The sequence below is a fragment of the Sphingomonas sp. PP-CE-1A-559 genome, from assembly GCF_004340965.1.
GTDB lineage: Bacteria > Pseudomonadota > Alphaproteobacteria > Sphingomonadales > Sphingomonadaceae > Sphingomonas.
This window is the reverse complement of sequence record NZ_SLYA01000002.1, coordinates 863,347-875,538: the sequence shown is the minus strand read 5'-3', so window position 1 is coordinate 875,538 and position 12,192 is coordinate 863,347. Positions and strand designations below refer to the sequence as shown.

Here is a 12,192-nt window from a genome sequence, read left to right as displayed (position 1 = left end):
CTGGCGGGTTGAACAACTGGTGTCAATCGTTACGATTTCAACATGGCTGACCGCGCACTCGTCCTGGACGATTTCGTCCCGTATCGCCTGTCGATCACCTCGAACCTAGTCAGTGAGGCGGTGGCGGATACGTACGAGGCGCTGTTCGGGCTGACGATTCCGGAGTGGCGGCTGGTCGCTGTGGTCGCCGAGGCGGACGGCATCACGCAGCAGCAGGTCGGCCAGCAGACCCGCATGGACAAGGTGACCGTCAGCCGCGCGGCGATCGCGCTGGTCGAACGCGGGCTGATGCAGCGGCATGCGAACCCCGAGGATCGCCGCTCGCATCTTTTGAGGCTGACCGACGACGGTCACACGCTCTATGCGTCTGTCGCACCGAAGGCGCTCGATTTGGAGCAGCGAATCTTTGCGGGGTTCTCAGGGGCGGAGGTCGAGCAGTTCGTGGCGATGCTGAGACGGATCGATGCGGTGACGATCGACCTCGTTCAGGACTCCCACGGCGGCGTCGGCGACCAGAGACCGCGCAGATAATCGAGTAGTGCAGCGGTACCCGACGACACCGGGCCGCGCGCATGCACTGCATAGATTCCGACGTCCGCAGACCCGGCCAGTTCCGGCAGGATGCGGACGAGGCGGCCACTCGAAAGGTCCGCGCTCACGTCCCACAGCGAGCGCAGCGCGATGCCGACGCCAGCCTGCGTGAGTTCGCGGACGACTTCGCTGGAGTTGGTCGCGACGTAACTCGGGCGGTCGATCGTGACGTCGCCATCGGGTCCGGCCAAGCGCCACGGCATCTGGCCTTTCGCTGCAAGCAGGCGGTGTTCCGTAATATCGGCCGCGTCGCACGGCGCGCTGTAGCTCGGAGCAGCGCAGAGGACGCGACGGCTGTCGGCGAGGCGATGGCCGGTCAGGCTTGGCGGCACGGCAGGCGCGATCCGGATCGCGAGGTCGAGCCGGTCGCCGATCACATCCGAGAAGCCGTCCGACAGGTCGAGATCGAGTTCGATTGCCGGATATGCGTCGAGGAACGGCTTGAGGTGCGGCGCGATGTGGAGGCGGCCGAACGACGTAGGTGCGCTGACCCGTAATGGTCCGGCCGGCGTATCCGTACGGTCCGACACGCGCGCCTCTGCGTCGCGGATCGCCGCGAGGATCTCCACCATGTCGCGGTGATACGCTGCGCCGCGTGCGGTGAGGTCGAGCCGCCGCGTCGTCCGGTTGAGCAACCGCACGCCCAGCCGGGCCTCCAGCCGCGCGATGCGTTTCGAGACCATCGCCGGCGAGATACCCATCGAACGCCCCGCCGCGCTGAGGCTGGCGGTGCGGACGACTTCGGCGAAGAGGACGATATCGGGATCCATTCGTTCTCCAGGCGATCAACAGCTTTCGGTTTATGATGTCTAGTGGCGAAGGTGGCGGGCGTCTATCGTCCTGACAGAGCATAGGAGAGCAGCATGGCCAAGATGATCGAAAAGGCAGGCCTGAAGGTCGCCGCATCGTTGGTGGACTTCATCGAAACGCAGGCGTTGCCGGGGACTGAGCTTGACGCCGCGGCGTTTTGGCACGGCGTGTCCGACATCTACGGCCGGTTCGCGCCTGAGAATGCAGCGCTGCTAAGTGTCCGCGACGACCTTCAGGCGAAGATCGACGCTTGGCACAAGGCTCGTGCCGGCAAGCCGATCGACCAGCCCGAGTACCAGGCGTTCCTGCGCAAGATCGGCTATCTCGTCGACGAGCCTGCGCCGTTCGCGGTCGCCCCGACCAACGTCGACGCGGAAGTCGCCTCGCTCGCCGGCTCGCAATTGGTGGTGCCGATCCTCAACGCCCGCTTCCTGCTGAACGCCGCGAACGCTCGGTGGGGGAGCCTGTACGACGCGCTCTACGGCACCGATGCGATCCTAGGTGCAGCGTCTGGTAAGGGCTATGACGTCGCGCGAGGCGCAAGGGTGATTGCCTGGGCAAAGGCGTTTCTCGACGATGCCGTGCCCTTGGCGAGCGGGTCGTGGACCGGCTGGACCGGTGGCACGCTTCAACTTGTTGATCCGAGTCAGCTTGTCGGGCATGCTGGCGACAATATCCTGTTGCGTCACAACGGCTTGCACATCGAACTCGTGATCGACTCTGAGCATCCGATCGGTCGCGACGACCCTGCGAACCTCGCCGACGTCGTGCTCGAATCCGCGCTGAGCACGATCGCCGATTTGGAGGATTCGATCGCGGCGGTCGATGCCGAAGACAAGGTCGCCGCCTACGCCAATTGGCTAGGGCTGATGAAGGGCGACCTTACCGCGAGCTTCGAAAAGGGCGGCCGCACAGTTACGCGGGCGCTCGAACCGGACCGCCACTACACCGCACCCGACGGCAGCGCTTTCACGCTCCCCGGCCGCAGCCTGACGTTCGTGCGCAACGTCGGCCACCTGATGACCACGCCTGCGATCCTGCTCGCTGACGGCAATGAGGCACCCGAAGGCATCCTCGACGGCATCGTCACGTCGTTGATCGCGCTGCACGACCTGAACGGCACGCGCCCGATCCGCAACAGCCGCGCGGGCTCGATCTATATCGTCAAGCCAAAGATGCACGGCCCCGACGAGGCCGCGTTCACCAATCGGCTGTTCGATGCGATCGAAGACCTGCTCGGGCTGGCCCGCCACACAATCAAGGTCGGCGTGATGGACGAGGAACGGCGCACGTCCGCCAATCTCGCCGCGTGCATTGCCGCGGTGAAGTACCGCGTGGTATTCATCAATACCGGCTTCCTCGATCGCACCGGCGACGAGATGCACACCTCGATGCGCGCCGGCCCGATGATCCGCAAGGGCGACATGAAGGCTTCGTCGTGGATCAAGGCGTATGAGGATCGCAACGTCCAGATCGGGCTCGCCTGCGGGCTCAGCGGCAAGGCGCAGATCGGCAAGGGCATGTGGGCGGCGCCGGACCGTATGGCGGACATGCTCGAGCAGAAGATCGCGCATCCGATGACCGGCGCGAACACCGCCTGGGTGCCGTCACCGACCGCCGCGACGCTGCACGCGACGCATTACCACCGCGTCGACGTTTTCGCGCGGCAGGCGGAGCGGAAGGCCGAGCCGATTGCCTCGCTCGATGCGCTGCTGACGATTCCGGTGGCGACCGGCCACAACTGGCAGCCGGACGAGGTGCGCGAGGAGCTGGAGAACAACGCGCAAGGCATACTCGGCTATGTCGTGCGCTGGGTCGATCAAGGCGTCGGCTGTTCTAAGGTGCCCGACATCCACGACATTGGCCTGATGGAGGACCGCGCGACGCTGCGGATCAGTTCGCAGCACATGGCGAACTGGCTGCTCCATGGCATCGCCACGCCCGACGAAGCGGACGCGGCGTTGCGGCGGATGGCGGCGAAGGTCGATGCGCAGAATGTGGGCGATCCGGTGTACCGGCCAATGGCGGGGCACGAGGACGAGAGCCTCGCGTTCCAGGCCGCCCGCGCGCTCGTGTTCGATGGCCTGACGCAGCCGAGCGGTTATACCGAACCGCTGCTCCACGCCTTTCGCGCGCGGGCAAAGGAAAGGGACGCCGCCTGATGCCACTCTACGCGATCGAGGGTAAACGACCGACGCTGGCTGACGACGTCTGGGTCGCGCCGTCCGCCGACGTGATCGGCGACGCGCGGCTGGGGGAGGGGGCTAACGTCTGGTTCGGGGCCGTGATCCGTGCGGACAATACGCCGATCCTCGTCGGTGCGCAGACCAATATCCAGGAGGGCGCGATGCTGCACTCCGATCCCGGCGCGCCGCTGACCGTCGGCGAAGGCTGCACGATCGGCCATCACGCGATCCTGCATGGCTGCACGATCGGTAGCAACGTGCTGGTCGGGATGGGCGCGACGATACTCAACAACGCGGTGATCGGCGACGATTGCCTGATCGGAGCGAACGCGCTGGTGACCGAGGGGAAGGTGTTTCCTGCCGGGAGCATGATCGTCGGGGCGCCGGCAAAGGCAGTGCGCGAACTCTCCCCGGAGGCGATTGCCGGACTAAAACTGTCCGCCGCGGCTTATGCGGCAAAACAGCGCACTTATGCCGAAGGACTGAGGTTGGTCGCAGTTTAGAATCCTCCCCCGCCAGGGGGAGGTGGCGCTGAAGGCGACGGAGGGGGAGGATACGGAACAGACGTTGTCGCCTGCCTCCCCCTCCGTCTGGCAAGTGCCAGCCACCTCCCCCTGGCGGGGGAGGATTATTAGTTAGAAGCTCAGCCGGCCACCGAGCGACAGCACGACGGCCGACGCATTGCGAAGTGCGCCCGAGGTCAGGATGTTCGTCTGTGCGGCGGTATTGACATAGGCAGCCGTCCTGCGGTCGATCGTGGTGTTTTCGAAATCGACATACTGCGCGGCGGCGTCGAGCGCGATGCGCGAGGTCAACTGGTACGACCCACCCGCCGCATAGGTCCAGCGGTCGGCGTCGGGTACGCGGGCATCGCGCAAGCCGTCCTGCGTCGGTGTCTTGGTGCGCTGGACACCCGCGCGGATCGTCGCCTTGGGGGTGACGGCGTAGTCGAAGCCGCCCGCGAGGCTCCAGCTGTCCTGGTAGTTTTCCGGGATCGCGGTGTTCAGCGGGGCGCCGAGATCGATCGTGTCGAACTTGCTCCAGTTGTACGCGACGACCTGCGCATTGAGCGTCAGCGCGTTGGTGGCGCGGATGCGGCCGGCGACGATCACCTGGCCCGGCGTGTTGAAGCTCGCCTTGGCACCATCGATCGAAACGTTCGAGCTTGCCAGCGGACCGACCAGCCCGGTGACGTTCAGGCTGCCCTTCAGATTGTGGCGGATGCTCGACTTGTAGCTGATGCCGACGGTCGCGAAGTCGTTGTGAAGCTGAACGCCTGCGGTCCAGCCGAAGTCCCAGCCGTCACCCTTCAGCTCCTGGAAGCCGTCGGGCAGCGCCGCCGACAGGTTGGGGAGCGCGTTGTTCAGTGTCGCATCGGTATATTCGACGTTCAGCGCACCGCCGACGCGGAGCCAGTCGGTCACTGCAACGCCGATCGACGGCTGGATGTCGATCGTCCGCAGCCGGGTCTTGTCCGCGCTGTAGCGTGCCCAGCTGTTCGCTTCGTAATTGGTGGTGAAGCTGAAGGGCGACGTCACCGCGACGCCGATCGCGATCCGGTCGGTCAGCGGATAGGCGATCGCGCCCGACGGAACGACGCCCTTGTTGATCGGATCGCTCGAGGTGCCGTTGCCGCCGACCGGCACATAGTTGAACCCGGTTGGCCGGCCGGTCGTCGGCGAGAAGGTCGGGCGACCGATGAGCGTGCCGGTATCGACGACGTCGCCCTTGGGCAGGATCGCGCTTGCGCTCAGCGTCGCGCTGCCGTCGCGGATACCGGCGATCGCGGCCGGGTTCCACCACAGCGAGTCAGGGCCGGTATCGGCACCTTCGCCCGAGAATGCGCGACCGGCGCCACGCGCGGACTGCGCCTGGAGATAGAAGGCGTCGGCGTAGGCTGTGCTGGCGAAGCCGAAGGCGGACACGAGCGCGGATACCGCGAGAAGCGGAGCTTTGGTGCGAAACGTCATGGATAAGATCCTGAAAGCTATACTGATAATAAGGAGGTGGAAGCCGCGCCTCAGCGCACGCGCGTCCAAGTCTGGGTCTTGCAAAGCGGGAAGAAGACGCAGCCGCGCAACTTCAACTGGTTCGCACCGAGCGGCGTGATCTTGCCGCTATAGGTCTTGCCGTCCTCGGCGTTGTAGACCTGACCGCTGCTCCAGACACCGTCCGAGTCCGACTTGAACCCGCTAAGCATCTGCATCCCCTGGATCGGGCGGTTGCGCAGCGCGGTGTTGGAATTGTTCGCGTCCTTCATCGAAGGATTGGCGCGCAGCGCGTCGGAGGTGAGGATCTTGCCGCAGATCGAAGGGCCGCAACGAGCGATCTCGACGATGGCATTGTGCGTCTCGGTCTTCCAGCGGCCGATGACGGTTTCGGGCGTGGCGGACGCGCCGGCAAGCAGGGCGGTGGCGATCAACAGGGACATCTTCTATCCTCTCCTAGTGTCGTTGGGCGCGCCGTATGCGTACGGTCGCTGAAATCTCGTAAAGTCGGCGACGTTACCGCGACTTCGTTGCCGTATACGGCAGTTATCGGTCCCGACTAGAATTGTACGAAGACAAGTCAAGTCTTCTTACTGATTTCGGGCGGTGAAAAAGTGTTCATGCGCACGGTGTGCCCCCGCGCAGGCGGGGGCACAGGTTCACGAACGGAGCGCTGCTTGACCCTGGGCCCCCGCTTTCACGGGGGAACAGTCTTAGTTGCGGAGTGGTTTGCCAGTCTGCAGCATGTGCACGACTCGCGCCTGCGTCCGCGGATCCTTCACGCTCGCCATGAACGCCGCGCGCTCGAGGTCGAGCAACTGGTCCTCGGTCACGGTGTCGACCAGATCCGCCTCTCCGCCGGTCAGCACCTCGGCAAGCCGATCCGCGACGACGAGGTCGTAGTCGGTCGCCACACCCTTCTTGTGGAAGTCCGCCACCGCCATGTTCAGCCCCGTCCGGCCGCTCGCGCCCGCCAATCGGAAGGTCGGCTTCTCCGGCGCGCCATAGCCGTCGACCAGCGACAGCGCCTTGGCCTTCGCATCCGCGAGCAATCGGTCGCGGTTCATCGTGATGCCGTCGGCCTTGCGCAGGATCATCATCTCCTTCGCCTCCGCCGCCGACTTAGCGACCTGAGCGGTGGAGACCGCCTGGAACACCTTCGTCAGCACCGGCATCGGCCCGTTCGGCAGCGTACGCGACTTGGTCCAGCGGTCGAGCATCTCGCCATTGCCGCCCCAGCCGGGGACGAGCCCGACGCCGCACTCGACGAGGCCTGCGTAGGTCTCGGCATGCGCCTGCACCGCGTCCGAGTGGAGCAGGATCTCGCACCCGCCGCCAAGTGCGAGCCCGGCAGGCGCGCTGACGACCGGGAAGGGCGCGTATTTGAGCGCCTTATATGCCTGCTGACCGCCCGAGACGCTGGCCTCGACCATGTCCCAAAGGCCTGCCCCGACCGCGAACATCGCCGCGCCCAGGTTCGCACCCGCCGAGAAGTTTGATGCCTCGTTATACACCACCAGCGCCTTGAAGCGCTCGCGAACGACCGGGATCGCTTCGTTGATGAGCACCACGACCTGGTCGTCGAGCGCGTTCATCTTGGTGTGAAACTCAAGCGCTGCGACGCCGTCGCCGACATCCCAGAGCGACGCCGACAGGTTCGTGAGGATCGGCTGCGAACGGAGCTTGATGTCCTCCAGCAGTTCGACGCCGTCCGCGCGCGACACGTCTGCATACTCACCGGCGGCAGTAAGGTACTGACGCTGGCCGTTCTCGACGCGGTAGAACGGACGATCGCCCGCGGTCGTCAGGATCGCCGGAACGTCGCGACCTTCTTCAGCAAGGCGCGCGGCGAGCACGCCGGGGCCCATCCGGTCGATCAGCTCGAACGGCCCGTATTTCCAGTTGTATCCCAGCTTCATCGCGTCATCGATCGCGACGACATCGTCCGCCGCTTCGCCGACGAGCATCGCCGCGTAGGACAACACGCTGCCGAGGATCGTCCAGGCATAGGTGCCGATCTTGCCCGGCTCGGCGATCAGCGCGGCGAGGTCCTTGCCGGTCTTGCCTGGCAACTCCGCGGGCTTCGCTTCCGCACGGTACTCGCCGGTCGCGAGATCGAGCGACAGCTTGGTCCGCGTCGCCTTGTCGAAGCGGTAGAACCCGCCCTTGCCCTTACGGCCGGTAAAGCCCTCCGCGATCATCTTGTCGACCAGCGGCAGCGGGCGGACCGTATCGAAATACGGATCGCCGGCCGGCAGTGTGGAGGAAAGGCTCTTCGACAACAATGGCATCAGGTCGACACCGACGAGGTCGACCAGCCCGAAGATCCCGGTCTTCGGCACGCCCATCGGACGGCCGCCGATCTGGTCGGCTTCCTCGACGGTCAGCCCCTGGTCCATCGCCGCGTTGATCGCGATCGCCAGCCAGTAGGTGCCGATGCGGTTGGCGATGAAGCCCGGCGTGTCTTTCGCCCGCACGATCCGCTTGCCCATGAAGCGGTCGACGAAATCCTCGACCTTCTCCGCGACCGCGACGTCGGTATGCGCGCCGCGGACGATCTCGACCAGCCGCATGTAGCGCGGCGGGTTGAAGAAATGCGTGATGAGGAAGTCGGCCTTGAACTGGTCCGACCGCCCCTCGACGAGGTTGCCGAGCGGGATCGTCGACGTGTTCGACGACACTGCCGTGCCCGGACGCTTGAGCGCTTCGAGCTTGGCGTAGAGCGACTGCTTGATGTCGAGCCGCTCGACGATCGCCTCGACGATCCAGTCGCATTCGGCGACCCGGTCGAGATGATCGTCGATGTTGCCCGTCTCGACCAGCTTGGCCGCGCGCTTCGACATGAACGGTGCGGGATCGGTCTTGAGCATCTTGGCGACCGCGCCCTTGGCCACCGCATCGCGATCGCCGCCCTCGGGCAGGTCGCGCGGCACGATGTCGAGCAGCAGTACCGGGATGCCGGCGTTCGCGACCTGCGCCGCGATGCCCGCACCCATCACGCCTGCGCCAATGACGCAGACTTTTTTCACAGCGTCGACCATCATGCGCGCTCCAGCACCGTAGCGATGCCCTGACCGCCGCCGATGCACTGGGTCGCCAGCGCATAGCGGCCACCTTCGCGCGACAAGAGCGCAGCCGCCTTGCCGACGATCCGCGCGCCGGTCGCACCGAGCGGATGCCCGATCGCGATCGCGCCGCCGTCGAGGTTGATCGTCTCGTCCTTCAGGCCGAGGTCGCGGATGCAGGCGATCGCCTGGCTCGCGAACGCCTCGTTGATCTCGACCACGTCGAGGTCGGCGACGGTGATCCCGGCCCGCTCCAGCGCCTTCTTCGACGCCCCGATCGGACCAAGCCCCATCGTCTCGGGCGCGCAGCCCGACACGCCGATCGACTTGATCCGCGCGAGGATCGTCAGGCCGTGCTTCTTCGCGAACTCTTCCGAGGTCACCAGCACTGCCGACGCACCATCGGTCAGCGGCGAGGACGTACCGGCGGTCACCGAGCCATCCGCACTGAACGCAGGCTTCAGGCCGGCGAGCGCTTCGGTCGTCGTACCGGCGCGGATCGTGCCGTCCTGGCTGACCGGGCCCGCCTTGGTCTGGATCGTCACGATCTCGTCGCTCAGCCGGCCATCGGCACGCGCCGCGGCGGCCTTGTCCTGGCTCTTCACCGCGAACGCATCCTGCTCGGCGCGCGTGATCTGGTATTGCCGGGCGACGTTCTCGGCGGTCTCGCCCATGCCCATGTACGCGCCAGCGCTCTTCTTCGCGAGCGCGGGGTTGGGGAGGGGGTTGTAGCCGCCCATCGGCACGCGGCTCATCGATTCGAGGCCGGCACAGATGAACGCCTCGCCCGCGCCGACCGCGATTTGGCCATAGGCGATGTGGATCGCGCTCATCGACGAGCCGCAGAACCGGTTGACGGTCATCCCGCCGACCGAGATCGGCAGGTCGGCGATCTGCGCGATCAGCTTGGCGACGTTGAGGCCCTGCTCGCCCTCTGGGAACGCGCAGCCGAGGATGATGTCCTCGATCTCGGCCGGATCGACGCCGGTCTTGTCGAGCAACCCGCGAATCGTCTGCGCGGCGAGATCGTCCGGACGGACGCGGGCGAGTTCACCCTTGCCGGCGAGGTGGAACGGCGAACGGGCGTACCCGGCGATGACGACGTTGGTCACGATGATCCTCTCATATTGCGGTCGACCCGGTTAACGCTTGCGGGTTACCCTTAAGGTGCGATACCTCACCTTTACGTCAAGGTGAAGCGGCCGACAATATGGCTTACGCACATCGAGTAATGGAGAGCGAGATGCAGGACACTTCCGGGGGCAAGGCGATCGGCGTTCCGTTGCTGGGCGAGCCGCGGCTGCTGGGCGACATGCTCGACCTGTCGGTGCGCCGGTTCGGGTCGCGCAACGTGCTCGACTTCATGGGGCGGACGCTGACCTATGCCGCGCTCGGCGAGTCGGTCGATCGGGCGGCGCGGGGGCTCCAGGACATGGGCGTCGTGAAGGGCACGCGCGTCGCGCTGTGCCTGCCGAACACGCCCTATTATCCGATCCTGTTCTTCGCGATCCTCAAGGCCGGCGGCGTCGTCGTCAACGTCAACCCGCTCTATGTCGAGCGCGAGCTGGCGCATCTGCTCGAGGATTCGGGCGCGACGATCATCGCCACGTGCGACATCGCTGAGATCCACGCACGCGTGCTCAAGGTCGCGGGGCAGATGGGCGTGAAGCACGTCATCACCTGTCCGATCGCCGGCGCGCTGCCGACGCTGAAGTCGATCGCCTACCGCATCTTCAAGCGCGCCGAGATCGGTCGGGCACCGACTGACGCGCGCCATTCCACGTTCGACGCGCTGCTCAAGGCGAAGGGTGCGCCGTCCCCGGTCGCGGTCTCCCCGGACGATGTCGCGGTGCTGCAATATACCGGCGGCACCACCGGCGAGCCCAAGGCAGCGATGCTCAGCCACGCCAACCTCGTCGCGAACGCCGACGCGATGGTCGTGTTCGTCGGTGGCGAGCAGCCCCACCAGGACCGCGTGCTCGGCGCGCTGCCGCTGTTCCACGTCTTCGCGCTGACCACAGTGCTGACCTATTCGATCCGCACCGGCGCGGAGATGATCCTGTTGCCGCGCTTCGAGCTACAGCAACTGCTCAAGACGATCGAGCGGACCAAGCCAAGCTATTTCCCCGCAGTGCCGACGATCTACGCCGCGATCACCACCGCCGCCGAGACGCAGAAGATCGACCTGTCCTCGATCCACGCCTGCATCTCGGGCGGCGCACCTCTTCCGGCGGAGGTGCGGATCGCGTTCGAGGCAACGACCGGCGCCAAGCTCTGCGAGGGGTATGGCCTGTCTGAAGCCTCGCCGATCATCACGTGCAACCCGATCGATGGCCTCAACAAGCCAGGCTCCGCGGGGCTGCCGTTCCCCGGCACGACGATCGAGATCCGCGATCGCGAAGACCCGACGCGCCTGTTGCCAATCGGCGAGAATGGCGAGATCTGCGCGCGTGGGCCGCAGATCACACAAGGCTATTGGCACAAACCCGCCGCCACCGCGGACCTGTTCGCGGATGGCGCGCTACGCACCGGCGATGTCGGCCACCTCGATGCGGACGGCTACCTGTTTATCGTCGACCGGATCAAGGACCTGATCCTCGCCGGCGGCTACAACGTCTATCCGCGCGTGATCGAGGAAGCGCTGTACGAACACCCCGCGGTTCTCGAAGCGGTGGTGATCGGCGTACCCGACAAATACCGCGGCCAGGCGCCCAAGGCGTTCGTCGTGCTGGCCGAAGGTGCGGTCGCTACCCCGCTCGAACTGCGCGATTTTCTGCGCGACAAGATCAGCAAGATCGAGCTTCCCCGCGAGGTCGAAATCCGCGACAGTCTCCCCAAGACGCTGATCGGCAAGCTATCCAAAAAGGAACTTGTCGCTGAAGAGACCGCAAAGGCGGCGGCGTCGGAGGCGAGGGGAGTGGACGCGTGAACGACCGACAGGACGATCTGACCGGCATACAGGAAGTCTCGCGCATGCTCGGCGTGAGCGCGCGAACGTTGCGGTTCTACGAGGACAAGGGGCTGATCGAGCCCTGCCGGATCGGTACGACGCGGGTTTACACGCGGCGCGAAGTCGCCCGGATGCAGTTGATCCTGCGCGGCAAGCGGCTGGGTTTCACGTTGCGCGACATCGAGGAGTTCCTCGATCTTTACGACGCCGATCCGCAGCATGTGGAGCAGATGCGTGCACTGGCCGAACGGTGTCGCCAGCGGATCGACCTGCTCGACGCGCAACGCGAGGCGATCGTTCAGACACGGGATGAGTTGGAAAAGATCGAGCAGGAGGCGCTGGCGCGGATTCCGGCGGGGACGGTCTAGAGAATAAGGGAGGTCGCCCCCTGAAATTGCACCACCCTTTGAAACTGCCCCACCCCGGCGGAGGCCGGGGCCCAGTTGGAGAGGTGGCAATAACGAAGCGCATCGCCAATCAGCAACGTCCCTCAACTGGACCCCGGCCTCCGCCGGGGCGGGGTTTGTCGGTGTGATTGAGGGACACTAAAATCCTCACCCGCTAGGGGGAGGTGGCTGGCACTTGCCAGACGGAGGGGGCGG

Annotated in this window: 10 protein-coding genes; 5 read left to right on the top strand and 5 right to left on the bottom strand. The window is 65.7% G+C overall.

Annotated elements, in window-relative coordinates; genetic code table 11:
- Window positions 1–42 precede the first annotated feature (42 nt).
- The gene (locus C8J42_RS09390; RefSeq protein WP_165895465.1) at window positions 43–531 is read left to right on the top strand and encodes a MarR family winged helix-turn-helix transcriptional regulator; all 489 of its coding nucleotides are present in this window, start codon (window positions 43–45) and stop codon (window positions 529–531) included.
- On the opposite strand, the gene C8J42_RS09385 is transcribed toward C8J42_RS09390, so the two are convergent.
- Window positions 486–1,361: a LysR family transcriptional regulator gene (locus tag C8J42_RS09385; protein WP_133019771.1), complete on the bottom strand. Its 876-nt coding sequence runs from the start codon at window positions 1,359–1,361 to the stop codon at window positions 486–488. The genes C8J42_RS09390 and C8J42_RS09385 overlap by 46 nt on opposite strands.
- A 93-nt stretch (window positions 1,362–1,454) precedes the next feature.
- Between C8J42_RS09385 and C8J42_RS09380 the strand changes: the two genes are divergently transcribed.
- Both C8J42_RS09380 and C8J42_RS09375 read left to right on the top strand, forming a co-directional pair.
- Window positions 1,455–3,563, top strand: a complete 2,109-nt coding sequence (locus tag C8J42_RS09380; protein ID WP_243644227.1) for a malate synthase G — start codon at window positions 1,455–1,457, stop codon at window positions 3,561–3,563.
- Window positions 3,563–4,090: a gamma carbonic anhydrase family protein gene (locus tag C8J42_RS09375; protein ID WP_133019770.1), complete on the top strand. Its 528-nt coding sequence runs from the start codon at window positions 3,563–3,565 to the stop codon at window positions 4,088–4,090. The genes C8J42_RS09380 and C8J42_RS09375 overlap by 1 nt, the downstream gene beginning before the upstream one ends.
- Before the next feature lie 132 nt (window positions 4,091–4,222).
- Here the strand turns inward: C8J42_RS09375 and C8J42_RS09370 are convergent, their stop codons facing one another.
- From C8J42_RS09370 to C8J42_RS09355, 4 genes are all read right to left on the bottom strand, one after another.
- The gene (locus C8J42_RS09370; protein ID WP_133019769.1) at window positions 4,223–5,557 is read right to left on the bottom strand and encodes a porin; all 1,335 of its coding nucleotides are present in this window, start codon (window positions 5,555–5,557) and stop codon (window positions 4,223–4,225) included.
- A 50-nt stretch (window positions 5,558–5,607) separates the two neighbouring features.
- Complete coding sequence (locus tag C8J42_RS09365) at window positions 5,608–6,018, bottom strand: DUF2147 domain-containing protein (RefSeq protein WP_107953232.1); 411 nt, start codon at window positions 6,016–6,018, stop codon at window positions 5,608–5,610.
- Between the two features lie 270 nt (window positions 6,019–6,288).
- Window positions 6,289–8,616, bottom strand: a complete 2,328-nt coding sequence (locus C8J42_RS09360; RefSeq protein WP_133019983.1) for a 3-hydroxyacyl-CoA dehydrogenase/enoyl-CoA hydratase family protein — start codon at window positions 8,614–8,616, stop codon at window positions 6,289–6,291.
- On the bottom strand, window positions 8,616–9,752 hold the full coding sequence (locus C8J42_RS09355; protein ID WP_133019768.1) for a thiolase family protein: 1,137 nt from the start codon (window positions 9,750–9,752) through the stop codon (window positions 8,616–8,618). Before C8J42_RS09355 ends, C8J42_RS09360 begins: the two co-directional genes overlap by 1 nt.
- A 131-nt stretch (window positions 9,753–9,883) precedes the next feature.
- On the opposite strand from C8J42_RS09355, the gene C8J42_RS09350 reads away from it, so the two are divergent.
- Both C8J42_RS09350 and C8J42_RS09345 read left to right on the top strand, forming a co-directional pair.
- Window positions 9,884–11,569 (top strand): long-chain fatty acid--CoA ligase, encoded by a 1,686-nt coding sequence (locus C8J42_RS09350; protein ID WP_243644225.1) that lies wholly within the window; start codon window positions 9,884–9,886, stop codon window positions 11,567–11,569.
- The gene (locus tag C8J42_RS09345; protein WP_120300301.1) at window positions 11,566–11,958 is read left to right on the top strand and encodes a MerR family DNA-binding transcriptional regulator; all 393 of its coding nucleotides are present in this window, start codon (window positions 11,566–11,568) and stop codon (window positions 11,956–11,958) included. The genes C8J42_RS09350 and C8J42_RS09345 overlap by 4 nt, the downstream gene beginning before the upstream one ends.
- Window positions 11,959–12,192 lie beyond the last annotated feature (234 nt).

Bases quoted from the DNA above. Each gene is read 5' to 3' on its own strand.
- C8J42_RS09370 (WP_133019769.1), bottom strand. From the start codon at position 5,557: ATGACGTTTCGCACCAAAGCTCCGCTTCTCGCGGTATCCGCGCTCGTG.
- C8J42_RS09350 (WP_243644225.1), top strand. From the start codon at position 9,884: ATGCAGGACACTTCCGGGGGCAAGGCGATCGGCGTTCCGTTGCTGGGC.
- C8J42_RS09385 (WP_133019771.1), bottom strand. From the start codon at position 1,361: ATGGATCCCGATATCGTCCTCTTCGCCGAAGTCGTCCGCACCGCCAGC.
- C8J42_RS09360 (WP_133019983.1), bottom strand. From the start codon at position 8,616: ATGGTCGACGCTGTGAAAAAAGTCTGCGTCATTGGCGCAGGCGTGATG.
- C8J42_RS09390 (WP_165895465.1), top strand. From the start codon at position 43: ATGGCTGACCGCGCACTCGTCCTGGACGATTTCGTCCCGTATCGCCTG.
- C8J42_RS09380 (WP_243644227.1), top strand. From the start codon at position 1,455: ATGGCCAAGATGATCGAAAAGGCAGGCCTGAAGGTCGCCGCATCGTTG.
- C8J42_RS09365 (WP_107953232.1), bottom strand. From the start codon at position 6,018: ATGTCCCTGTTGATCGCCACCGCCCTGCTTGCCGGCGCGTCCGCCACG.
- C8J42_RS09375 (WP_133019770.1), top strand. From the start codon at position 3,563: ATGCCACTCTACGCGATCGAGGGTAAACGACCGACGCTGGCTGACGAC.